This is a genomic window from Streptomyces sp. NPDC048278, from assembly GCF_040652195.1.
In the GTDB taxonomy this organism is placed as follows: domain Bacteria; phylum Actinomycetota; class Actinomycetes; order Streptomycetales; family Streptomycetaceae; genus Streptomyces.
In genome coordinates this window covers 147,276-169,102 of record NZ_JBEZLP010000023.1, presented here as the reverse complement: position 1 = coordinate 169,102, position 21,827 = coordinate 147,276, and the positions used below count along the sequence as shown (strand labels likewise).

21 protein-coding genes are annotated in these 21,827 nt (G+C 72.4%); 15 read left to right on the top strand and 6 right to left on the bottom strand.

Going from position 1 to position 21,827, the window contains the following annotated elements; translation table 11 throughout:
• Positions 1-70: 70 nt before the first annotated feature.
• From AB0D74_RS33020 to AB0D74_RS33005, 4 genes are all read left to right on the top strand, one after another.
• Positions 71-1,189, top strand: coding sequence for a hypothetical protein (locus AB0D74_RS33020; RefSeq protein WP_362595136.1), 1,119 nt, complete (start codon positions 71-73; stop codon positions 1,187-1,189).
• A gap of 147 nt (positions 1,190-1,336) precedes the next feature.
• Positions 1,337-2,971: a M48 family metallopeptidase gene (locus tag AB0D74_RS33015; protein ID WP_362595134.1), complete on the top strand. Its 1,635-nt coding sequence runs from the start codon at positions 1,337-1,339 to the stop codon at positions 2,969-2,971.
• Between the two features lie 171 nt (positions 2,972-3,142).
• Complete coding sequence (msrA, locus tag AB0D74_RS33010; protein ID WP_362595132.1) at positions 3,143-3,811, top strand: peptide-methionine (S)-S-oxide reductase MsrA; 669 nt, start codon at positions 3,143-3,145, stop codon at positions 3,809-3,811.
• A gap of 276 nt (positions 3,812-4,087) precedes the next feature.
• Complete coding sequence (locus AB0D74_RS33005) at positions 4,088-4,570, top strand: hypothetical protein (RefSeq protein WP_362595130.1); 483 nt, start codon at positions 4,088-4,090, stop codon at positions 4,568-4,570.
• 75 nt (positions 4,571-4,645) lie between these two features.
• Here AB0D74_RS33005 and AB0D74_RS33000 read toward each other — a convergent pair whose 3' ends face one another.
• Positions 4,646-5,185, bottom strand: coding sequence for a YbhB/YbcL family Raf kinase inhibitor-like protein (locus AB0D74_RS33000; protein WP_362595128.1), 540 nt, complete (start codon positions 5,183-5,185; stop codon positions 4,646-4,648).
• A gap of 150 nt (positions 5,186-5,335) precedes the next feature.
• Here AB0D74_RS33000 and AB0D74_RS32995 point away from each other — a divergent pair, with 150 nt between their 5' ends.
• Positions 5,336-6,010 (top strand): GntR family transcriptional regulator, encoded by a 675-nt coding sequence (locus AB0D74_RS32995; protein WP_362595126.1) that lies wholly within the window; start codon positions 5,336-5,338, stop codon positions 6,008-6,010.
• Between the two features lie 68 nt (positions 6,011-6,078).
• Here AB0D74_RS32995 and AB0D74_RS32990 read toward each other — a convergent pair whose 3' ends face one another.
• Positions 6,079-7,599 (bottom strand): lysyl oxidase family protein, encoded by a 1,521-nt coding sequence (locus tag AB0D74_RS32990; protein ID WP_362595124.1) that lies wholly within the window; start codon positions 7,597-7,599, stop codon positions 6,079-6,081.
• Positions 7,600-7,826: 227 nt separating this feature from the next.
• Here AB0D74_RS32990 and AB0D74_RS32985 point away from each other — a divergent pair, with 227 nt between their 5' ends.
• The gene (locus AB0D74_RS32985; RefSeq protein ID WP_362595122.1) at positions 7,827-8,420 is read left to right on the top strand and encodes a DUF4291 domain-containing protein; all 594 of its coding nucleotides are present in this window, start codon (positions 7,827-7,829) and stop codon (positions 8,418-8,420) included.
• Positions 8,421-8,483: 63 nt separating this feature from the next.
• On the opposite strand, the gene AB0D74_RS32980 is transcribed toward AB0D74_RS32985, so the two are convergent.
• Positions 8,484-8,870 (bottom strand): helix-turn-helix domain-containing protein, encoded by a 387-nt coding sequence (locus AB0D74_RS32980; RefSeq protein ID WP_362595120.1) that lies wholly within the window; start codon positions 8,868-8,870, stop codon positions 8,484-8,486.
• A 94-nt stretch (positions 8,871-8,964) separates the two neighbouring features.
• Between AB0D74_RS32980 and AB0D74_RS32975 the strand changes: the two genes are divergently transcribed.
• The gene (locus AB0D74_RS32975; protein WP_362595118.1) at positions 8,965-9,894 is read left to right on the top strand and encodes an NADP-dependent oxidoreductase; all 930 of its coding nucleotides are present in this window, start codon (positions 8,965-8,967) and stop codon (positions 9,892-9,894) included.
• Positions 9,895-9,986: 92 nt separating this feature from the next.
• Here the strand turns inward: AB0D74_RS32975 and AB0D74_RS32970 are convergent, their stop codons facing one another.
• Positions 9,987-10,694 (bottom strand): NAD(P)-binding domain-containing protein, encoded by a 708-nt coding sequence (locus tag AB0D74_RS32970; RefSeq protein ID WP_362595115.1) that lies wholly within the window; start codon positions 10,692-10,694, stop codon positions 9,987-9,989.
• 98 nt (positions 10,695-10,792) lie between these two features.
• Here AB0D74_RS32970 and AB0D74_RS32965 point away from each other — a divergent pair, with 98 nt between their 5' ends.
• From AB0D74_RS32965 to AB0D74_RS32935, 7 genes are all read left to right on the top strand, one after another.
• A complete protein-coding gene (locus AB0D74_RS32965; protein ID WP_362595113.1) occupies positions 10,793-11,182 on the top strand; it encodes a helix-turn-helix domain-containing protein in 390 nt (129 codons plus the stop codon).
• A 210-nt stretch (positions 11,183-11,392) separates the two neighbouring features.
• Positions 11,393-12,679 carry a GNAT family N-acetyltransferase gene (locus AB0D74_RS32960; protein ID WP_362595111.1) on the top strand — a complete coding sequence of 429 codons (1,287 nt, stop codon included), beginning with the start codon at positions 11,393-11,395 and terminating at the stop codon, positions 12,677-12,679.
• Between the two features lie 138 nt (positions 12,680-12,817).
• Positions 12,818-14,107 (top strand): GNAT family N-acetyltransferase, encoded by a 1,290-nt coding sequence (locus AB0D74_RS32955; RefSeq protein WP_362595109.1) that lies wholly within the window; start codon positions 12,818-12,820, stop codon positions 14,105-14,107.
• Positions 14,108-14,210: 103 nt separating this feature from the next.
• On the top strand, positions 14,211-16,631 hold the full coding sequence (locus AB0D74_RS32950; RefSeq protein WP_362595107.1) for a SpoIIE family protein phosphatase: 2,421 nt from the start codon (positions 14,211-14,213) through the stop codon (positions 16,629-16,631).
• A 574-nt stretch (positions 16,632-17,205) separates the two neighbouring features.
• Positions 17,206-17,760, top strand: coding sequence for a hypothetical protein (locus tag AB0D74_RS32945; protein ID WP_362595105.1), 555 nt, complete (start codon positions 17,206-17,208; stop codon positions 17,758-17,760).
• A 171-nt stretch (positions 17,761-17,931) separates the two neighbouring features.
• Positions 17,932-18,426, top strand: a complete 495-nt coding sequence (locus AB0D74_RS32940) for a hypothetical protein (RefSeq protein ID WP_362595103.1) — start codon at positions 17,932-17,934, stop codon at positions 18,424-18,426.
• A 24-nt stretch (positions 18,427-18,450) separates the two neighbouring features.
• Positions 18,451-19,431 carry a pyridoxal-phosphate dependent enzyme gene (locus AB0D74_RS32935; protein WP_362595101.1) on the top strand — a complete coding sequence of 327 codons (981 nt, stop codon included), beginning with the start codon at positions 18,451-18,453 and terminating at the stop codon, positions 19,429-19,431.
• 17 nt (positions 19,432-19,448) lie between these two features.
• On the opposite strand, the gene msrA (AB0D74_RS32930) is transcribed toward AB0D74_RS32935, so the two are convergent.
• On the bottom strand, positions 19,449-19,961 hold the full coding sequence (msrA, locus tag AB0D74_RS32930; protein ID WP_362595099.1) for a peptide-methionine (S)-S-oxide reductase MsrA: 513 nt from the start codon (positions 19,959-19,961) through the stop codon (positions 19,449-19,451).
• 246 nt (positions 19,962-20,207) lie between these two features.
• Between msrA (AB0D74_RS32930) and AB0D74_RS32925 the strand changes: the two genes are divergently transcribed.
• Complete coding sequence (locus tag AB0D74_RS32925; protein ID WP_362595096.1) at positions 20,208-21,326, top strand: serine hydrolase domain-containing protein; 1,119 nt, start codon at positions 20,208-20,210, stop codon at positions 21,324-21,326.
• Between the two features lie 65 nt (positions 21,327-21,391).
• Here the strand turns inward: AB0D74_RS32925 and AB0D74_RS32920 are convergent, their stop codons facing one another.
• Entirely contained in the window at positions 21,392-21,775 is a 384-nt protein-coding gene (locus AB0D74_RS32920) for a VOC family protein (protein ID WP_362595094.1), read from the bottom strand.
• Between the last annotated feature and the right edge of the window lie 52 nt (positions 21,776-21,827).

Below are 21,827 nucleotides of genomic sequence, written 5' to 3'. Positions count from 1 at the left end.
GGACCCTCGGTTGTCCACAGGTCAGGGCACCGGTTGGCCAATTGTCGGCGTCGTCTGGTTCGCTTGACGCATGGCGATTCTCTGGGCCCTGATGGCGCTGCTCCTGCTCAGCTTCGTGCTGCTCCCCGTCCTGCGGCGGCGGCGCGGCATGATCGAGCAGGTCCACCCGAGCCACCCGGACGCCGCCGACCCGGCGGACTACGGCTTCGTGCGCGAGGAGGACCTGGACATCCGCATGCCGGGGCCCGACCAGGACCTGCTGGACGTCCTCGACGTCGTGCAGCGCACCCAGGACTACCGGGCGGCCTCGCAGCTGCTCGCGGGCACGGAGATCGCGGGCGAGCTGCGCTGGCAGCGCGTGCAGGCCTTCGCCGGTGCGGCGGCGCTGGAGCTCAAGGAGCGGCCGGGCGGGGTCAGCGAGACGCCGGGCGGGCAGTGGCTGCGGGTCTGGCGGGCCGAGCAGCCCAAGGACGCGGGCGGCGCGGCCGTCCACGCCGAGTTCCTGGTCCAGCAGGCGTGGCGGACGTCGACGCCCGGCACCGACGACTTCCGGATCATCATGGAGGAGGCCAGGGACGCCTGCGGGCAGGCGGCGCTGCTCTCCCCCGGCGACCCGGTGCCGTACATCGTCGAGCTGTCGGTGGCGCGCGGGCTGAACTACCCGCAGCCGGAGTTCGAGCAGCTGTGGCTGAAGATCCTGGACCGCGCGCCCACGCACATGGGGGCGCACCTCGCGGCGCTGCACTACTGGTGCGAGAAGTGGCACGGTTCGCGCGAGCTGGCGTACTCCTTCGCCGAGGCCGCCGCCGCCCGCGCCCCGCAGGGCTCGCTGCTGGCCGCGATGCCACTGTTCGCGGTCTTCGAGCACCTGCCCGAGGTGAACCTGGTGGCGAGCTTCTACCAGAGCGAGGTCGTCACCAAGGCCGTGCACGGCGCCCTGCACGCGGTGCACTCGGCCCGCCAGGACGACCCGATGCTCGCGCACGTCCGTCATCTGCTGGTCTTCTTCCTGGTCCGCTCGGAGCGCTGGGCGGAGGCCATGGGCGAGTTGATACACGTCGACGGGCATGTCGGGGCCCTGCCCTGGACGCTGTCCGCGAACCCGGCAGCCGAGTTCGCCCTCTTCCGCGCACTGGCGGTGGCGGGCTACGAGGCGAACGGCGGCAGCCCGGCGACACTGCACATCTGAGGGGGGCCGACCGAAGAGGGGCGCCCGCCAAAGAGGGGGTCGGCCGAAGAGGGGGGCCGCGTCGGGTTCCGGCCGAGTCCCGTTCGTCTTCCATTGGTGGTAGTCAGTCGACCCCGTTCCCCGGGGTCCTGTGGGGGGATCTGCCCGATGGGTGCAACTCTGCGGGCGCTGCGCGCCCTTGTTCTGCTGTGCGGTTTCTACCTGCTGGGCCTCGTGCTGCTGGCGGTGGTGGCCGTCGTCGACGTGGCGGCGGTGACATGGGCGCCGGACGCCGTCGCCGGGAAGATCGTGATCGTCTCCCTGCTGCCGGCGGTCCCGGTCGTCAGGGGCATGTTCATGCTGCGCACCCCCAAGGGCGAGGACCCGCCCGGCCTCCCGGTCACGGACGCCGACGAGCCCCGGCTGTGGGCACTGGTGCGGGAGCTCGCGGCGGCCACGGGCACCCGCGCACCGGACGCCGTCGTGCTCACCGGTGACGTCAACGCGGCGGTCGCCGAGGAGCCCCGGCTGCTCGGCCTGCGCCCCGGACCGCGCCGCCTCTACCTGGGCGTACCGCTGCTGACCGGGCTGACCGAGGCCCGGCTGACGGCCGTACTCGCCCATGAGTACGGCCACTTCACCGGCGGTGACACCCGGCTGTCGGCGCTCGCCGTGCGCGGCCGGGTGCAGATCGCGCGGACCGTCGGGCACTTCCACGCGCGGGCCGACGGCAAGGAGGCCGCCGAGCGCGCCCGGCAGGAGAAGGCCGCCGCCAGGCGCACCGCGAAGGGCAGACCGGCCAAGAAGATCGACACCGCCGGTGCCGGCCTCACCTACCGGCTGATGGCGGCGCTCTACACGGCGTACGCGAAGCTCTACATGCGGGCCACGCTGTCGACGGCCCGCGCGCAGGAGTACGCCGCCGACCTGGCCGCCGCGCGGATCGCCGGCCGGGACGCGACGGCGTCGGCGCTCCGTGAGATCCCGGTGCTGTCCGCCGCCCACGACTTCTACCTCGACGCGTACGCGACGCTCGGCCTGCCGGCCCGGCAGCTCCCGCCGCGCGGGCAGTTCTTCGGCGGCTTCGGCCGGATGCTGACCGCGCGCGAGACGGAACTGGCAAGGCTGCGGCAGGAGTTGCCGACGGAGCCCGGATCGCCGTACGACTCGCATCCGCCGATCGCCGACCGGGTGCGGCGGATCGAGGAGCTGCCCGCCGACGGCCGCGGCGAGCAGGACGGCGGCCCGGCCCTCGCCCTGCTCGCCGGCCCGGCCCGGACCCTGGCCGCGCTGGAGGACGCGGTGCTGACCGGCGAGGTGGGGCGGTTCGAGCGGGCCGGGGAGTGGGAGCAGCTGCTGAGCTCGTCGATGGCCGCGGGGCTGGCCGCGCTGGACACCCCGCTGCACCGGGCGCTCGCCTCCCACACCGAGGACCGGCCGACGCTGCCCGCGCTGCTCCGGCTGATCGACGACGGCGAGCTGTGGCAGCTGGCGCGGCGGCTGCCGCCGTCCGGGCAGCCGGCGACAGCGGGGGAACCGGCGTTCCGGGAATCCGCACGGCCGGTGCTGCGCGACTCGCTCCGGAGCATGGTGCTGGCCGAGTTCAGCGCGCGGTCGCTGCTGCACTGGGAGTTCTCCTGGTCGCGCCCGGCGGCGGTGCGGCTGCCCGGTTCCGCGTCCGACCTCGACGGCGAGGCGGGCACGGAGGCCGCGCTGCACGCAGCGGTGGCCGCCGCGCTGGCCGACCGCCCCGACACCGGCCCGCTACGGGCACTGCTGCCACCGACCCCACAGCCGGCCTGACCCGACCGCGGGCACGGGCACGGGCACGCACGCGCGCTGGCGGAATCCTGACGGCATCCACCACGTTGTCCTGGTCACCACCACAAACCACCGCACCGCTCCTCCCCGCTCACCCCCGCTCCTCCCCACCGCACCCCGCCCCGCTTCGCCCCGCTCTGCCAGGGAGACCCCATGTTCTTCGGCCGCACGCCCCAACTGCCCACCCCCGAACAGGCGCTCAAGGGCCGGCCCGCGCCGGTGTTCGAGGTCCCCGACCGCCACACCGTCCTCGGCAACCCCCTCCTCGGCCCCTACCCCGAAGGCCTGGAGGTCGCCGACTTCGGCCTCGGCTGCTTCTGGGGCGCCGAACGGAAGTTCTGGCAGCTCCCGGCGGGCGTGTGGACGACCCTCGTGGGCTACCAGGGCGGCCACACCGAGAACCCCCTCTACGAAGAGGTCTGCTCGGGCCTCACCGGCCACACCGAAGTCGTACGCGTGGTCTACGACCCGAAGCTGATCTCGTACGACCGCCTCCTGAAGACCTTCTGGGAGTCCCACAACCCCACACAGGGCTTCCGCCAGGGCAACGACGTCGGCACCCAGTACCGCTCGGCGATCTACCCCCACACCCCCGAGCAGACGGCAACCGCCGAGGCCAGCCGCGAGACCTACCAGAAAGTCCTCACCGGCTCCGGCTACCGCACCATCACCACCGAGATCCTCCCGGCCGACGGCCGCCCCTTCTATCCGGCCGAGGCATATCACCAGCAGTACCTCGACAAGAACCCGGCGGGCTACTGCGGGCTGGGCGGGACGGGCGTCTCCTGCCCGGTCGGGGTCGCGAAGGTCACCGAGGCGTGACAGCCCCGGAGTCGGGAGGCCCGGCCGTGGCGCTGGCCCTCCCGGCGCTGCTCGACGACATCCAGCGCCGTCCGGGCGCCTCCCGCCTGGACGGCGGTCAGGCTGAGTGACCTGCCCGGACGAACGGAGGCTCCTGCTGCCCGACTGGTGCCGCGCAGCAGGACCCGTCATTCCTCTGTGCGAAGGTGGCCTGCGGGGAACCGGACAAGGTGGGTGGGCGTCCTGAAGGCCATGATCAACGGTGTACGGATGGCGGCACACGGGTGGAGACGCGGGGTGGCGGCTTCGTCGGTCGTGGTGGCAGCAGCCGTGGTGCTGGCCGGGTGCGGGAGCAGTACGCCGGAACCGGTCGGGGATCCTGATCCGGGCGGACGGTTGCTCGCGGCGATCAAGCCGGTACTTGCCGTCGCTCCGGCGGGGGCGCATATCTCTTCGAAGGACGCGGTCAAGCCGAGGTGGGACTCCTGCGATGGGATCGAGTCCACTTACGGCTGGGACGAGCCGACGGTGGACCTGGACTTCACCGGCGGGGGCACGGACGCGCAGGTCGTGTCGCATCTGAAGTCAGCCCTGCGGAAGTTGGGCTGGACCTTCGATACCGCGAACTCCGCGCCTACCGGGCCTTGGTACTGGCACAAGACCGTGGCCGGGCACGTCCGGGGCACCGTGCAACTGCTGGGCGGTTCTGCCTTCACCCCCTCCGACTGGGACCTCCAGGCCACCACTCCCCCGGCCGCCCACCCGGTCACCGGCTGTTGAACCGCTTGCCGACGAGTGCTGCGCCGTACTGAGGTGTGCCGTCGGGCGTGTCGATGAGGTGGGACATGCCGCCGGTCAGGCGGGTGTTTCGGCTGTCGCGGTCAGTACCGCGCGGCCGAGGGTGTGGCTGGACATGGTGAAGCCGAGGACGGCCGGGGTCGCGTCGGCGGGGACGCCGATGGCGTCGACGTCGAGGGCATGCACCACGACGAAGTAGCGGTGCGGGCCGTGTCCGGCGGGAGGGGCGGCACCGATGAAACGGGCCGCGCGGGCGTCGTTGGGCAGTTGGAAGGCGCCCCCGGGCAGGCCGGATCCGGTGTCGTCGCCGGCGCCCTCGGGCAGCTCGGTGGCGGTGGCGGGGATGTCGGCGACCGCCCAGTGCCAGAACCCGGAGCCCGTCGGGGCGTCGGGGTCGTAGACGGTGACGGCATAGCTCTTGGTGCCCTCCGGGGCGCCGTCCCAGGACAGTTGCGGAGAGACGTCCTTGCCGCCGGGGACACCGAAGGCACCGGAGAACTGCTCGGGCGGCCAGGGGGCGCCGTCTTGGACGGTGGTGCTGGTCACGGTGAAGGATGCCGCCTCGGGGAGGCGGGCGAAGGGGTCGTTGGCGCGCATCGGGCCATTCCTTTCGGGGCGTACGGGGCATGGGGACAGGCAAGGCGGCGGACCCGCAGCGTCGCCCGGGGGCACCGCCGCCGTCCCCCGTCACTGAATCGACAGTATCAGAGATAATCGATTATCTGGGTCATCGTCTATGATGGAGGCATGACTCAGACGGCCCCCACCTCGGCCCCGGCGGGGAAGCAGATGCTCTCCGAGCAGGTCTACACGCACCTGCGGGACGCGATCATGCGTGGCGAACACGCCTCCGGCGACGCCCTCAAACCGCAGGACCTTGCCAAGCAGCAGGGCGTAAGCCTGGCCGTCGTGCGCGAGGCGCTCGTGCGGCTGGTCGGCGAGGGCCTCGCCGACCGACTGCCCAACCGCGGGTTCGCCGTGCCGGCCTTCTCCGACCGCCGGTGGCAGGAGATCGCGGAGGCCCGCCGGACCATCGAACCGATCATGCTGCGCATGTCCATCGAGCGCGGCGACGTCGACTGGGAAGCCCGGGTGCGAGCCGCCCACCACCGCCTGGTCCGCACCCCGGCGTATCTGCCGGACGAGGGCGAGCACTACACCGGCGCATGGGCCGAAGCCCACCGGCTCTTCCACCGCACCCTGCTGGAGGGGTGCGGCAACCGCGTTCTGCTGGAGACGTTCGACCGCATGTGGACCGCGAGCGAGTTGGCCCGCCGCTGGTCGGCGCACCGCAACCCCGACCGCGACGGCGCTGACGAACACCGCCGGCTGGAGGAGACGGCGCTGGCCCGCGACGCCGACACCGCGACCGGCGTACTGGTCCGACACCTCACCCAGACCGCCGCCGACCTCACCGGCTGAGCCCCCTCGGACCCGTCAGGGCCGTCTGAAGCAGCGGGCGGAGGTGTCTGCCTCCGCCCGCCGGGTGATCAGGGAGCGTCGATGAGGCCGTACTTCGGGACGGTCACCGTGCGGGCGCCCGGCGTGCCGCCGAGGACGACCTTGCGGTACGTGACGTTGTTGGCCGTGCTCTGCTCCTTGAGCCGGTGGTCGGGGTTGGCGATGACCTGGATGTAGTAGGTGCCGTTCGGCAGGTCCGTGACGTCGAAGGACTGACCGGGCCGGTACTGGCTGTAGGTGTCGCCGTTGCCGACGTCGAGCACCTCGCGCACCGAGACGGCGGTTTCCTCACCGCAGGCGGTGGCGAGGTCGGTGTTGTACGGGTGCCGGTTGGCGTTCTTCACCGTGTAGTCGATGGCATCGGTGTTGGCCAGGCAGAACGCCTCCTTGCCACTGCGGACGATCTCCCTCTTGTCCGCGCCGAGCAGCCGGTAGCTGGCGAAGTCGCTGAAGTGCCAGTGCTGGTGGCCCTCCCGCGGGTCCCACTCCATGGTGCCGGTGGGCGTGTACCCGACCTGCTTGCCCTTGGCGTCGTAGAAGTACTGGTACGCGTCCATCTTCTCCGCGCCGGGCTTGCGGAACCCGTCCACGACCAGCGGCGAGGGGCCACCGTTCCAGACGGTGGCGCTGAAGGCGAGGTAGTCCTTGCCGGCGACGGCACCCACTCCGCCCTCGCCCCCGTCGGTGATCGCGATGCCGTACGCGGGGAGGGCCCGCAGGTCGGGCTTGGGCATGTCGGCGGCGACGGCCGCCCTGCCGGCCGGGCGGCCGGCGGCCGGCCGCAGGCTCTTCGACGCGCTCTTCCGCCCGCGCTCGGCGCCGGCCAGACCCTGGCCCCCGCCGGAGTCCTGCTGGCGGACCGTCACCTTGATGGTCTGCGTCTTGTCCGGTATTCCGAACAGGTCGCGGTACTTCTTCGCCACCGACACCTTCGCGGTGTAGACGCCGGCCGGAAGGTCGATCGCGTCGTCCCCACGGAAGCCCTGGGACGTGGCAGCGGCCCAGCCCTTCTCCACACCCCACACCCCGCCGAGCGCGAACGGGTTGTCGGAGCAACCGTCGGGGTACGTCGAGGTGGCCGGGGCGTCCGGCCGGATCCGGCCCGCCCGGTTGTTCGGGCAGAACGACTGCGTGGTGTCGACCTTCTTCACGCCCGACTCGTCGCTGATGCTGACCTTGAGGAAGCCCGGCAGGCCCGAGAAGTCCTTCACCAGGCCCTTCGGCAGGGTCCTGGTCACCGTCCGGCCGCCGGAGCGGATCACCTGCGACGCGACGACAGGGTCGTTGTAGGACTTGCGCGTCACCCGGAGCTCGAACGGTCCCCGGTCGACCGTGAGGTAGGTGCCGAGGTCCAGGTAGAGCCCCGGCTCGCCTTCCCATCGGTCGACCGTCACCGCGTGGGTGGCGGCGATCAGTTCGAGCTTCGGTGTGCCCGCCGGTGTCGCCGCTCCCGCGCCGGGCGCGGCGAGGGTTCCGGCGGCGGCGACGGTGAGGGCGGCAGCGGCGATGACCGCCGAACGCCGTAAGGCATGGGGGTGGTGTCTGGTCATGGGTGCTCTCTCTGCGTCTGGTCGGGACGAGTCGTGCACGTCTTGCAGGCACGGAAGGAGGTGCTTGTGTGCCATCTGTGAAAAGGGTGAGAAGCCGACGCTGGTTGCCTCGCACCCGAAAGTCGCCTTGGCCGCGGGCTCGTTGCCGCCGGTGGACGAAGATCCGCCCAGCGGAGGAAGCCGAAAACCGGTGGCCCCCTGGTCGGGCCGACCTCACGCTGTACGTCATGGATGAACCGCTACGCGGGATTCGTGCGGCCTACGACGGGTCCACGATCACCGTCTACCAGGCGTACGCCCCGGAGATCGGCCTGCCCGCAGTCCGCGAGGGCCGTTTCCCCGCCGTGTGGAAGCGGGACAGGATGACATGGATCAAGCCGTCGTTCCGGTGGATGATGTACCGCTGCGGCTGGGGTGCCAAGGAGGGGCAGGAGACCGTCCTGGCCGTCGAGATCAGCCGGGACGGTTTCGAGTGGGCGCTGCGCAACGCGTGCCTGTCGAGCTACGCCCGCGGGGTGCATCCCGACCGAGCCGCCTGGCAGCGCCGGCTGAAGCGTTCACCCGCCCGTGTGCAGTGGGACCCCGAGCGGGACCTGCACCTGCGGCCCCTGCCGTACCGGTCCCTGCAACTGGGGCTCTCCGGAGAAGCCGTACGACGGTACGCGGACGAGTGGACGGTCGCCATCCGCGACGTGACCCCGCTCGCCCACGAGATCCATGCCCTCGTCCGCAGTGGTGACCTGGACTCCGCGACCCGGCTGCTGCCGTCGGAACGCCCATATCCCGCTGGAGGCGCGTCACTTGCCCACCTCATGGGGTGACGGGCACTTCCCGGACGAGGCTGGTGCCGCCGCCGGCAATGGTGGCGCCCGCCGGCTGCGATCTCAGGCTGACTCGCTGTGGGCGACCGGCTCGGTGGCGGCGTCGAGCGCATCGAGCACCGCGTCGCCGTTCGCCCTCGCCCATTCGGTCAGCGTGTGGATGGGGTCGATCAGCGTGGCCCCGAGCGGGGTGAGTTCGTACTCGACGCGGGGCGGCACCTCGGCGTAGGCGTGGCGGCGGATGAGTCCGTGCGCCTCAAGCCGGCGGAGCGTCTGGGTGAGCATCTTGCGGGAGATGCCGCCGATCAGCTCGATCAACTGGCCATGGCGCACGGGGCCCTTGCTGAGGCCGTAGAGCACGACCACCGTCCACTTGTCGGCGATCAGCTCGACCGCCAGACGTGCCGGACAGTCGGCGAGAAAGGGATCGCCGGGACCGAAACCGCTCATGGCACCCACGGTACCCGCGCCACAGGCACCTGCCGGTTCCTGTCGGAAACCTAGCCTGGGTTCTCGCCCCCTCCCTTCCAGAGCCAGGAGAGTCATGCGCGTCATCACCCAGCACTCACTCGGCGGTCCCGAGGTGCTCACCGTCGCGGACGCACCCGAACCCCGGCCGCTTCCGACCGAGGTCCTCGTCCGTGTCAGGGCGATCGGGCTGAACCCGCTGGAGGCGCGGCTGCGCGCCGGCGAGTTCCCGCTGATCGGCCTACCGCCGTTCGTCCTCGGCTGGGACATCAGCGGTGTCGTCGAGGAGACGTCGCAGTCGTGGCGGTTCAGGCCCGGCGACGAGGTGTTCGGGATGCCGCGGTTCCCGCAGGCGGCGAACGCGTACGCCGAGGTCGTGTCGGCGCCGGCGCTGCACCTGGTGCGGAAGCCGGCGTCGCTCTCGCACGTCGAGGCGGCGGCGCTGCCGGTCGTCGGGCTGACGGCGTGGCAGGGCCTCGTCGACCTCGCCGGCGTGGCCGAGGGCGACCGCGTCCTGGTCCACGGCGGCGGTGGCGGGGTCGGCCACGTCGCGATCCAGATCGCGAAGGCGCTCGGTGCGCACGTGATCGCGACCGCCAGTGCGAGCAAGCGGAAGTTCGTCGAGGGGCTCGGCGCCGACGAGGTGATCGACTACACGGCGGTCGACTTCACCGAGGCGGTCCGCGACGTCGACGTCGTACTCGACACGATCGGCGGCGACACCGTCGAGCGGTCGCTCGGAGTGCTCCGCCCGGGCGGTCACCTGGTGACGGCGGTCGCCGAGGAGGATACGGCGCTCATCGCCGGGTACGAGGCGGCCGGCATGCGCTTCAGCGGCATCGGGGTCGACCCCGATCCGGTCGCCCTGCGCGGTCTCGTCGCACTCGTCGAGCAGGGCAGGCTCCGGGTCCACGTGCAGGAGACGTTCCCGTTCGAGCGCGTCGCCGACGCGCACCGGCTGCTCGACGGCGGTCACCTCCAGGGCAAGCTCGTCCTCACCGTCTGATCCCGTCGTGGGGCCTCGCCGTCGGCGATGCGACGAGGCCGGTGACGGGATCGTGCGGAGGCGAACCGGCTGGGAACTCCGGCGGGTGAGAGCTACGCCTGTCCCGGCGAACCGGCTCGCCTGCCGTTCGAGGGGATGTGCGAGGGGATGTGCGAGGGGATGTGCGAGGGGATGTGGGGGACGGCGGAGGCAGGGTCGATGCCCGCGAAGGCCAGGCCGATGACGAAACCGGCCACCTCCTCCAGCTGGCGGACACGATCCAGCGTCCCGAGCGTCGCCGGCACTCCGCCGACGTCCCGGACCAGTCGGCCGACGACGTGCAATGCCGCCGCGTCGTCCCCGCACAGCGCCACCGTCACAGGGGTTCGCCCATCGTCGGACGGGCTCGTCCAGTGGTCCGCGGGAAAGAGATGGAAGGCCTTCACGACCCGGGCCCCCGGGGCGAGTCCCGCGATCCACCGGGCCGCCGACTCGCCGTGCTCGACGAGCAGAGCACCGACGCCGTGGGTGACGGCGTTCGTGGGATCGATCAACGGGGTCCCTGCGAACACCCCGTCGGACGCGCCCGCCGATTGCAGCATGCTCTCGACGCCGTCCCAGGCCACGGCGAGCAGCACCGCGTCCCGCCCGGTGGCCGCCTCACGCGGCGGGACGGCGTACGCCCCCCGCCCCAGCCGCCCGGCGAGCATCGCCGCCTTCCGCGGTGACCGTCCGCCGATCGCCACCTCGTGTCCCGTGCGTGCCCAGGCCTCGCCCAGGGCCGCCGCCAGTGTCCCTGTTCCCAGGATTCCGATGCGCATCCGTCTGCACCTCTCCGCCGTGATCGGTCGGTGGCCACGGTAGGGAAGGCGTCACACACCGTTCGGTGCGTGCCGGACGCGCGACGATGGACGGCGAGATGACCGATCACGACACCCACCGCCACGAGTTGGTCGCGGACTGCCGTCTGCGAGCGGCCACCGATCTGCTCACCCATACCTGGGATCCCGTCGTCCTGGCGGCGCTGCGCGCGGGACCGCGCCGACGCCGTGAGCTGCGGGCCGCGATCGGCGGCATCAGCGACAAGGTCCTGGGCGACTCCCTGCAACGGCTCCTTGCGGGCGCGCTGGTCGAGCGCCACGCACATGCCGAGGCGCCGCCACGTGTCGACTACGCCCTGACCGCCTTGGGACGGAGCCTGGTCGAGGGCCCGCTGCTGGCGCTCGGACGCTGGGCTGTCGAGCACGGCGCGGAACTCCTCGAAGCCCAGGAGGACGGAGTCGGGAGAGGGGCTGTGCGCGAGGTCTGACACGGATCGTCGAGCCGCGTTCGCAGTCGTGGACCCCGACGGTGGTGCGGCTCCCCCGGTCGAGGGCCACGACCAGGCGGACGCCGACGGCGCCGGAGCGGTCGGCGAGGGCCTTCATGGCGGCGAGGACAGGCCGGCCGGCCCGGTTCGTCACGTGGCGTCGCGGAGGGAAGAAGCGGAGGGAAGAATGGGAGGCCCGCGCCGTGTGAGGTGGTGGCGATGCCTGCTTGGCACCTGCGCGAATATCACGAAGACGATCTCGACCAGGCGATCGACATCTGGGATCAGAGCCGCCGGGCCGACGAGGACCAGGTGTTCGCGGTCTCCGAGGTCATGTCGGCGGCCAAGGCCGGACAGCCGGCGGTCGTGGCCGTCGTCGGCGACGAGCTGGTGGGCATGGCGGTGGCGCAGGCGTACGGCAAGCGGGGGTGGATCCTCCTGGTGGCGCTCGCCTCCCGCTGGCGCGAGCGCGGGATCGGGAGCGCCCTGCTCTTCGATCTCGAACGGCGCCTGCGGGCGCTGGGCGTACGCCACATCAGCGCGCTGCTGCCCGCCGACGCGGCGGGGACGAAGGCCCTGGAGAACTCCGGCTACCGCTTCCGCGACGGGCTCACCTACTACGAGAAACTCGAACCCGTCGAGACCGCCAACGCCGAGGTCCTCGCGGCGCTGGGCGGGCGCATGCTGCCCGAGGGCCTCTGGAACGCCATGGCCGGCATGGAGGAGGAGAAGCAGGTCGTCGAACGCCGTGTCGTGCTTCCGCTGACCGAACCGGCGCTGGCGGACCGCTATGGGGTGGCCCCGCCCAAGGCGATCATTCTCTTCGGTCCGCCGGGCACCGGGAAGACGAGCTTCGCCAAAGCGGTGGCCTCGCGGCTGGGCTGGCCGTTCGTGGAACTCTTTCCGTCCCGGCTCGCCGCCGACACCAGCGAGGGGCTGGCCGTGGCGCTGCGCGAGGCCTTCGCGGACCTGGCGGAGCTGGACTCGGTCCTGCTCTTCATCGACGAGGTCGAGGAGATCGCCGGCGCGCGCTCCGGGAAGGCCGTCGATCCCGGGCACGGCGTGACCAACGAGCTGCTCAAGCTCATCCCCATCTTCCGCGAGCACGACGCGCGGCTGCTGACCTGCGCCACCAACTCGGTCCGCTCGCTCGACGCGGCGTTCCTGCGGCCGGGCCGGTTCGACTACGTCATCCCCATCGGCCCGCCGGACGCGACCGCCCGCGCGGCGATCTGGCAGCGTTACCTCAGAGCCTCCGCCGAGTCCGTGGACATCGCCCGGCTCGTCCGCGCGAGCGAGCTGTTCACCCCGGCCGACATCGAGTTCGCCGCCCGCAAGGGCGCACAGGCGGCATTCGAGCGCGAGGTCACCCGTCGGCAGGGCCGGCCGGCCACCACCGAGGACTACATGAGCGCCATCGCCGACACCCGGCCGACGCTCACCGCACAGGCCATCCAGGAGTTCGCGGAGGACATCGACAAGTACCGGCGGCTCTGACCCCGCGGCTCTGACCCGGCGGCTGCGGGCGCGGACGCCGTAATTCGCTTGCCCCGGTCACGGAGCGCCGCTGGACTGTGGCCAGCGTCCGGACGCCGTGAATCGTGGTGCCGGCATACCGGGGAGGCAGCGTCGCCTATGGAGATCCGTCCCACGACCGACAAGGATCTCGACGTCTTCGTCGACACCGTCCACGCCGCGTTCGCGCTCTTCCCTGAACCCCCGGTCGAGGGCGGCGGGCTCTGGTGGTCGGCGCTGGAGACGGAGCGCTGTCTGCTCGCCCTGACGGCGGAGGGGCGGCCGGTCGGCACCGCCGCCGCGTACACCTTCGAGCTGACCCTGCCCGGTGCGGCCGTCGTCCCCGCCGCCGGGGTGACCGCGGTCGGCGTCCTGCCCTCGCACCGGCGTCAGGGCGTGCTCAGCGCGATGATGCGGCACCAGCTCGCCGACCTGCGGGCCCGCGGCGAGTTCCTCTCCGTGCTGCTGGCCTCGCAGGCCCCGATCTACGGCAGGTTCGGCTACGGACCGGCGACCTACACGTCACGGCTGACGGTGCCGCGCCACCGGGCCGACCTCACGGTTCCCCGCGCGCACACGGCGACCGACGCACCGGCGACCGGCTCCGGCAACGGCAACGGCAACGGCAACGGCAACGGCAACGGCAACGGCTCGAGCAACGGCGCAGGCGGCGGCTCGGTCGAGGTGCTGCGTCGTGCCGAATGCGGCGAGATCCTGGAAGAGGTCTACGACCGGTACCGCCGCGCCCAGCCCGGCGCGCTCTCCCGGCCGCACCGCTGGTGGGCCCTGCGCGCGGGGCAGCCCCCCATCTCGCCGGCGTCGCGTTACATCGCCGTCCACCGGGACCGCGACGGGGTCCCGGACGGGTACGCCAGCTACGCGGTCGACTCCGGCACCCTGACGGTCGACGAGACCATCGGCACCGACGACGCCGTCCGCACGGCCCTGGCCCGGTTCGTACTCGGGCACGACCTGGTCTCCCAGGTCGTGTTCAAGCACGTCCCGCCCGGGAACCCGCTGCGCTGGCAGTTGACGGACTTCCGCGCCGGTGAGGTGAGCGGCGACTCCGACTGGCTCTGGGTACGGCTGCTGGACGTCCCGCGGGCCCTGACCGAGCGCGGCTGGTTCACGGACGGCGAGCTCGTCCTCGACGTCGACGACCCGTTCCTCGGCGAACACGACCGCTACCTGCTGACCGTCCGGGACGGCAGGGCCGACTGCGTCCCCACGGACCGGCGGCCCGACCTGTCCCTGGACGTGCGCGACCTGGGCTCCGTCTACCTCGGCGGCACCGCCCCGAGCACGCTCGTACGTGCCGGACACGTCCGGGTCCACCACCCGGGCGCGACCGCACTCGCCGACGCCCTCTTCCGCACCGACCGACCGCCGCACTGCCTGCACTGGTTCTGACCCGGCCCCGGCCAGGCCCCGGTGGGAGAGTCGCGGACGGAGACGTCGGGGAGGACCATCGGAGTGACGGAGGCAAGGTGGTGTGGCTATGGGGACGCCGTCGATGCATTTCAACGAGAGTCCCGAGGATCCGTTCGCCCTCGGCCGTGGGGCCTCGGCCGTGCTCGACGAACAGGGCACCGTGGTCGGCTGGAGTGTACGCGCGGAGGAGTTGCTGGGCTATCCGGCCGGGAAGGTGCTCGGACGGGGGTGGCGGGACCTCCTGGTCGACGCCCGTGACCTGGCCGTCGTACGGTCCGTGGTCGTGGAGGCCGTGAAGGAGGGAGGCTGGTTCGGGGTCCTGCCCGTCCTGCACCGGGACGGGCACCGTGCCGAGATGGCGTTCCGGGCCCGGGCGATCACCCGGGAGGGCGGCGGTCAGGAGTGGCTGCTGGTCGGGGCCCCCGCCGCGGAGGTCATCGCCTGGCAGCGGGACCGGGCGCTGCTGGACGGCCTGTACCGGCGGTCCCCGATCGGTCTGGTCACGTACGACCCGGACCGGAGGGTCATCCGGGTCAACCGTGCGGTCGAGAAGGCGAGCGGCGTCCCGGCCGAGGCGCCGGTGGGCCACCGCCCCCGCGAGTTCATGGTCGACGAGGACGCGGGTCCCACGGACGAACGGGTCCGGCACGTCCTGGAGACCGGCGAGCCGCTGATCTTCACCGAGCAGTCCGCCCGGGCCCGCCACGAGCCGGGCCGGGAGCGGATCGTGTCCGTCTCCGCGTTCCGGATGGAAGACCCCTCGGGCCGGGTGCTCGGCGTGGCGGAGACGATCGAGGACGTGACCGAACGGCACCGGGCACAGCGCAGGCTCGCCCTGCTGAACAAGGCGAGCGCCCGGATCGGAACCTCGCTCGACGTGACACAGACCGCTCGGGAACTGGCCGGGGTGGTCGTCCACGGCATGGCCGACCACTGCTCGGTGGACCTCCTGGAACCCGTGACACTCGGTGACGAACCCGTTCCCGGTGCGCCGGGTCCGCTGCTCCGGGCCGCCCTCGCGCCGCCGGAACGCCGCGTCCCGTACCAGGAGGGCGAGGTGGTCCCGCTGCTTCCGGAGTCCCCGCAGGCACGGTGCCTGGCCGAGCGCCGCCCGATCCTCGAGGGGCTGCTGTCCCTGCGCCCCGAGTGGTACGCCATGGACCGGCGGCGGATCGAGATCGCCTCGGGTCTCGGCGTCCATTCGCTGATCGCGGTGCCCCTGGTCGCACGGGGCCTCGTGCTGGGCGTGGTGAGCCTGTGGCGGTCGCGCAACACCGAGCCGTTCGAGGACGACGACGCCGCCGTGGCCGAGGAGCTCTCCTCGCGCGCGGCCGTCTGCATCGACAACGCGCGCCGCTTCACCCAGCAGCAGAGCGCCGCCCTGACCCTGCGACGCAGTCTGCTGCCGAGCGTGACGTCCGACCTGCCGGCCGTGGAGGTGGCCTGCCGGTACCTCCCCGCGAGCGGCGAGCCGGGCATCGGCGGCGACTGGTTCGACGTGATCCCGTTGTCCGGTGCCCGGGTCGCCCTCGTGGTGGGGGACGTGGTCGGCCACGGGATCCACGCCGCGGCGTCGATGGGCCGGCTGCGTGCCTCCGCGCGCACCCTGGCCAGCCTCGACCTGGAGCCGGACGAGGTGGTGGCACGGCTGGACGACCTGGTCAGCCTGCTCGCCACCGAGCAGGAGGCGAACGCCGACGGCAACCCGTCGGCGATCGAGCAGGTGCTCGGGGCCACCTGCCTGTACGCGGTCTACGACCCGGTCTCCCGGCACTGCTCCCTGGCTCGCGCCGGCCACCCGGCGCCGGTGGTGTCCACCCCGGACGGCGCGGTGACCGTCCTCGATCTGCCCGCCGGTCCGCCACTGGGCCTGGGCGGGCTGCCGTTCGAGACGTACGAGCTCGATCTCCCCGAGGGCACGCTGCTCACGCTCTACACCAACGGCCTTCTGGAGGCGCGCAACGGCGACGTGGACGCCGCGCTCCTGAAACTGCACGCGTGTCTCGCCCACACCACCGAGCCCCTGGAGCAGATCTGCCACTCCGTCGTCGAAGCGCTGCTGCCCAAGGGCCATCTCCCCAGCGACGACGTCGCGTTGCTCATCGCCCGTACCCGGGTGCTGCGGTCGCAGGACGTCGCCTCCTGGCAGTTGCCCCTGGAGGCGACCTCCGCCGCCCGGGCCAGGGAGCTGACCACGGCGACACTGACCGCATGGGGGCTGCCCGAACTGGCCTTCACCACCGAGCTGGTCGCCAGCGAGCTGGTCACCAACGCCTACCGGTACGCGGCCGGCCCCGTCGTCCTGCGCCTCGTCCGTACGCACTCCCTGATCTGCGAGGTGTCCGACACCAGCCACACCGCTCCGCATCTCCGGCGGGCCCGCAGCACGGACGAGGGCGGACGGGGGCTCTTCCTGGTCGCGCAGCTCACCGAGCGGTGGGGCACGCGTTACGCCCACGACGGCAAGACCGTCTGGACGGAGCAGCCGCTGCCACCCGCCTGAACGGCAGCCGCCACCCCCCGTTCGGTTCGGCCGGTGGGCGCACCGCACTTCGGCCCGGCCGGCGGGTCCTGCCGAACCGTCAGCCCTCGCGGCCACAGCCTTCAGCTCCCTGAGGTCCTCGGCACAGGCGGCCGAGGAGAGGGCGGGCCGGCCACCGGGCCCGCGGAGAGTGACGCCGTGGGTGCCGCCATGGGTGCCGTCGGGAGTTCCTCCGGAAGTGCCTTCGGGAGTGCCGGCGAGGGCCTCGCCGTCCGCTGTGCGGGGATCACCGGCGGACGGCTGCCTTAGGCCGGATGCCGTCGCCGGGGTGCGGGCCGGTGCGGGCCGCCACAGGATCCTGCTCATGCTGACATCTGCTGAGATACGGCCCTGTTCCCCTCCGGCGCGGCGCGGCGGTGCGCGTCATGCCATACCCGCGGCTCTTGCCTGCGGTGTGCTGCTGGCCGGCACCGCGGCGTGCGGCGGAGCCGACGGTCACCGGAGCCACGTCGGTGCCCCGGGTGTCAACAACCCGGCCGGGCCCGGCTCCCCCGGCCCGGAGAAGGGCCCGCGCCTTCCGGGCGTCGGAAGCCGCATGGGCAGCCACGTACCGGCCGACGCCCAGCAGGCCGTGGTCGTCTACGGCGACGGCACGGACGCAGCCGAGAGCACCGTCGTGCTCTACGAGAAGCAGGGCACCACCTGGAAGCGCGCCGGCAGCTGGCCCGCGCACAACGGCAGGCTGGGCTGGACGACCGACCACCGCATGGACGACGAGCGCAGTCCCGTCGGCGTGTTCTCCCTGACGGACGCGGGAGGGTCGCTCAAGGATCCGGGCAGCCGCCTGCACTACTGGTACGACGACAACGCCTTCGCCTCGATGATCGAGGACGGTGACGACCACGTCCACGACTTCGACTACGTCATCGCCATCGACTACAACCGGCTCACGGGTGTCCCGCCGTTCGACTGGAGCCGTCCCGACGGGGTGGAGAAGGGCGGCGGCATATGGCTGCACCTGGACCACGGTGACGGCACGTCCGCGTGTGTCACCGTTCCCGAGTCCGGCATGAAGACCCTGCTGCACACCCTCGATCCCCGACGCCACCCGGTGGTGGTGATGGGGGACCGGAAGCGGCTGAGCGCCTGACGGCCGGCTACGGGGAGACGACAACGGAGCGACAACGACCGTGCGTCGGGTGGGCGGCGACGCCGCCGCCCGACGGCACGCGCCCCCTACCATCCGGAGCAGGGGCCCGCAGGCGACCTCCGGACAGGGGGAGCCATGCAACCGACCGCTTCACGGCCGGTGTTCCGGCGCTTGCTCGGCACAGCCGTGGCCGCCGTCGCCCTGGCCGCGACCTCCGGGTGCACGGTTCCCGTCGACGCCGTCGCCGGTGTCTCCGTGACCGCCGACGGGCAGCTGCTCGGCGTCATGATGATCTGCGGGCACCACATCGACGGCGCGACCCTCTACGTGGACAGCGCCGACACCGACAAGGCGGTGACGGTCGGTTCGTGGAGGTCCGACCGCCCCCGCAAGGCCGGTCTCGTCCGCTGGCCCCTCGAATCCCCGGCCGCGGGCTGGACCACGACCAGGGCTCCCGCCCCGCTCGCCGCCGGGACCGCCTACGCCCTCTACGGCTGGACCGAGGACAACTCCTGGTCGGCGGCGAACGTCTCCTTCACCCGTGCCGACCTGGACCGGCTGGCGCCGGGAGAAGTTCTGTACGACGACGTCTCGGACGACGGCGACGGGTCCGCGGTCACCGTCCCCCTGGCACAGTTCAAGGCAAAGGTCTGCGGGGACATGTGACGCACCGGCGCTACGCTGCCGTGCATGCAGGGGACGCGTCTCGACACCGGCCGGATCCGGGCGGCCCGCCGGGTGATCGACCCGGTCTTCCTGGACACTCCGCTGTACCGCTGCGAGGCGCTGGAGCCCGGCCTCGGATGCGCGGTGAGCATCAAGCTCGAAACGGCGAACCCGGTCCGCAGCTTCAAGGCCCGCGGCACCGAGCTGGTCGCGAGCCTGCTCGCCGGGCAGGGGGCACCGGCCGTGGTGTGTGCGAGCGCGGGCAACCTCGGGCAGGCCCTCGCCTGGTCCGGCCGCGGCCGGGGACTCGACGTGACCGTGGTGGCCTCGCGGTTCGCGACCGCGGCCAAGCTCGACCGCATCCGCGCACTGGGCGCCAGGCTCGAACTGGTGGACGGCGACCACGAGACGGCCCGTGAGCGGGCGGCGGCCGTCGCGCGCCGCGACGGCATCCGGCTGGTCGAGGACAGCCTGGACATCGAGACCTGCGAGGGCGCGGCGACCATCGGCCTGGAACTGGTCGGCACCGCGCCGTCGTTCGACACCGTCCTGGTCGCTCTCGGCGGCGGGGCGCTGGCCACCGGCGTGGGGCATGTGGTGAAGGCCGCGGCGCCCGAGGTCGAGGTAATCTGCGTCCAGCCGCTGGGCGCACCGGCGATGACGCACTCGTGGCACCGGCGGCGCGTCGTCAGCACCGACTCGGCGAACACCATCGCCGACGGCGTCGCCGGCCGGCACCCCGTCCCGGCCGTCCTGGACGACCTTCTCCTGGTCGCCGACGACGCCGTCCTGGTCCGGGAGGAGTCGATCGTCGCCGGAATGCGGCTGCTCCTCCACCACGCCGGCCTCGTCGTGGAACCGTCGGCCGCGCTCGGCATCGCGGCGATCCTCGAGGACCGCGACCGCTTCGCCGGCCGGCACGTGGTCACCGTGGTGTGCGGCAGCAACGTCGACGTGGACGCCTACCACCGCTGGGTGGGCGCCGCCCCCGTCCACGGGTCCTGACGGCCGCTCCGGACCCGTCAGCCCTCGGTGCGGACCGGGAGCTTCCAGCCCGGACGCGGGAAGTGGCAGGTGTACCCCTCCGGGTAGCGCTCCAGGTAGTCCTGGTGCTCGGGCTCCGCCTCCCAGAAGGGGCCGACCGGCTCCACCTCGGTGACGACCTTGCCCGGCCACAGACCGGAGGCGTCCACGTCCGCGATCGTGTCCTCGGCGATCCGCTTCTGCTCGTCGTCGACGTAGTAGATCGCCGAGCGGTAGCTGAGGCCGATGTCGTTGCCCTGGCGGTTCCTGGTGCTCGGGTCGTGGATCTGGAAGAAGAACTCCAGGAGAGCGCGGTAGTCGGTCTTCTCCGGGTCGAAGAGGATCTCTATGGCCTCCGCGTGCGTGCCGTGGTTGCGGTAGGTCGCGTTCGCCACGTCACCCCCGGTGTAGCCGACCCGGGTCGCCGTCACTCCCGGCTGCTTGCGGATCAGGTCCTGCATCCCCCAGAAACAGCCGCCCGCCAGCACGGCCCTCTGCGTCTGCACGGTCATCGCGACCCCTCCAATACTCGTCGGCCCGCTCGTTCGGGCTCCTCCGCTCGCACACCGGCGGCCTCCGATGTCCACCCCCCTCAACGCACGAGGGTTCCCGACGATTCCGCGCCCCCGTGAGGGGCGCGGGGAACTGCGCGACCAGCCACGGCGGCGCCGCAGAGGGCAGACGACAGACGACGGACGACGGATCGCGGCCCCGATATTCAGTTGCCGGGGAGCGCGCCTGCGGGCTCAATGGCGTGCATGGCCGACATCCAGGGCTCGTACGACGAGCTGTTCACCGCCGTGCCCTCCACCCTCGCCGGATTCGTCGCCGACGGCGACGTCGGCGGTGCCGTGGCCGTCTTCGTGGACGGGAAGCCGGTGGTGGACGTGTGGGCCGGGTCCGCCGACGCCGGCCGGACCCGGGCGTGGGAGCGGGACACGATCGTCAACGTGTACTCCGTGACCAAGACGATGACCGCGCTGTGCGCGCTCGTCCTGATCGACCGGGGGAGGCTGGACCCGGACGCGCCGGTCGCCCGCTACTGGCCCGAGTTCGCCGCGGCCGGCAAGCGGCACGTGCTGGTACGGCACCTGCTGTCGCACACCGCCGGGCTGCCCGACTGGGAGGGCCCGGTCGAGGAGCTGTACGACTGGCCGGCCGCCACGGCGCGGCTCGCCGGGCAGGCCCCGCAGTGGGAGCCGGGGACCGCGGCCGGCTACCACTCGCTCACCCAGGGTTTCCTGGTGGGCGAGGTGCTGCGCCGGATCACCGGGCGGACCGTGGGCGAGTTCTTCGCCGCGGAGGTGGCCGGGCCGCTGGGCGCGGACTTCCACCTCGGCCTCGGCCCCGAACACGACGGGCGGGTCGCCCTGACCGTGCCGCCGCCGGGCCGGGACGAGGACTACACGGCGGGTGCGGCGAACCGCGACGCGGCCCCCGCCGCGCCCACCACCGCCACCGCCCTGCGCGTCCGGGACGGCAACGGCCTCGCCTGGCGCCGCGCGCAGATCCCCGCGGCCAGCGGCTACGGCAACGCCCGTTCGGTCGCCCTCGTCCAGTCCCTGCTCGCCTGCGGCGGAACCGTCGGCGGCGTCCGGGTGCTGTCCCCCGAGGGGTGCGAGCGGGCCCGGGAGCTCCAGTTCGAGGGCGAGGACCGCGTCCTCGGCATGCCGGCCCGGTACGGCCTCGGCTACGGCCTCTTCGGCGACGCCCTCGGCTGGGGCGGCTGGGGCGGCGCGCTGGTCTGGATCGACCCCGCCGAGCGGCTGGCGCTGGCGTACGTGACGAACCAGATGCGCGATCCCGCCACCGACAACCGGGGCATCGAGCTGGTCATGGCCGCACAGGACGGCCTCACGGGCCTGCGGGCGACATGAGCGGCGGCCTGTCCCACGGGGGCGGTCGTGCGGTCGTACGCGTCCGGTGAGTCCGTGCCGCTGGGTCAGCCGCCGCTGCCGTAGGGGCGGGTGAGGATCTCCAGGCGGTGGCCGTTGGGGTCGTCGAAGTAGGTGCCACGGCCGCCGTCGTTGGTGTTGACCTCGCCGGGACGGCTGTGGGACGGGTCGGCCCAGTAGGAGAGGCCGGCCGCCCGGACCCGGGTGAAGATCTCGTCGAAGTCCTCCTCGGAGACCAGGAACGCGTAGTGCTGCGACGGGATGTTCCCGGGTGTCTCCATGAAGTCGAGGGTGACGCCGTTGGGTACCGCGACCGGGACGAACGGGCCGTAGTCCGGGCTGACTTCGAGGCCGAGGATGTCGGCGAGGAACCTCGCCGAGGCGTGCTTGTCGTGTGCGGCGACGATGGTGTGGTTCAGGTTCACGGTCATCGTGGGACCTCCTCCCGTCCAACGTACTCCCGACACCAGTTAAGGTAAGGCT

Coding starts and splice junctions, on each gene's coding strand:
- AB0D74_RS33020 (WP_362595136.1), top strand. CDS start 71: ATGGCGATTCTCTGGGCCCTGATGGCGCTGCTCCTGCTCAGCTTCGTG.
- AB0D74_RS33015 (WP_362595134.1), top strand. CDS start 1,337: ATGGGTGCAACTCTGCGGGCGCTGCGCGCCCTTGTTCTGCTGTGCGGT.
- msrA (WP_362595132.1), top strand. CDS start 3,143: ATGTTCTTCGGCCGCACGCCCCAACTGCCCACCCCCGAACAGGCGCTC.
- AB0D74_RS33000 (WP_362595128.1), bottom strand. CDS start 5,185: ATGCGCGCCAACGACCCCTTCGCCCGCCTCCCCGAGGCGGCATCCTTC.
- AB0D74_RS32995 (WP_362595126.1), top strand. CDS start 5,336: ATGACTCAGACGGCCCCCACCTCGGCCCCGGCGGGGAAGCAGATGCTC.
- AB0D74_RS32990 (WP_362595124.1), bottom strand. CDS start 7,599: ATGACCAGACACCACCCCCATGCCTTACGGCGTTCGGCGGTCATCGCC.
- AB0D74_RS32985 (WP_362595122.1), top strand. CDS start 7,827: ATGGATGAACCGCTACGCGGGATTCGTGCGGCCTACGACGGGTCCACG.
- AB0D74_RS32980 (WP_362595120.1), bottom strand. CDS start 8,870: ATGAGCGGTTTCGGTCCCGGCGATCCCTTTCTCGCCGACTGTCCGGCA.
- AB0D74_RS32975 (WP_362595118.1), top strand. CDS start 8,965: ATGCGCGTCATCACCCAGCACTCACTCGGCGGTCCCGAGGTGCTCACC.
- AB0D74_RS32970 (WP_362595115.1), bottom strand. CDS start 10,694: ATGCGCATCGGAATCCTGGGAACAGGGACACTGGCGGCGGCCCTGGGC.
- AB0D74_RS32965 (WP_362595113.1), top strand. CDS start 10,793: ATGACCGATCACGACACCCACCGCCACGAGTTGGTCGCGGACTGCCGT.
- AB0D74_RS32955 (WP_362595109.1), top strand. CDS start 12,818: ATGGAGATCCGTCCCACGACCGACAAGGATCTCGACGTCTTCGTCGAC.
- AB0D74_RS32950 (WP_362595107.1), top strand. CDS start 14,211: ATGCATTTCAACGAGAGTCCCGAGGATCCGTTCGCCCTCGGCCGTGGG.
- AB0D74_RS32945 (WP_362595105.1), top strand. CDS start 17,206: ATGGGCAGCCACGTACCGGCCGACGCCCAGCAGGCCGTGGTCGTCTAC.
- AB0D74_RS32935 (WP_362595101.1), top strand. CDS start 18,451: ATGCAGGGGACGCGTCTCGACACCGGCCGGATCCGGGCGGCCCGCCGG.
- msrA (WP_362595099.1), bottom strand. CDS start 19,961: ATGACCGTGCAGACGCAGAGGGCCGTGCTGGCGGGCGGCTGTTTCTGG.
- AB0D74_RS32925 (WP_362595096.1), top strand. CDS start 20,208: ATGGCCGACATCCAGGGCTCGTACGACGAGCTGTTCACCGCCGTGCCC.
- AB0D74_RS32920 (WP_362595094.1), bottom strand. CDS start 21,775: ATGACCGTGAACCTGAACCACACCATCGTCGCCGCACACGACAAGCAC.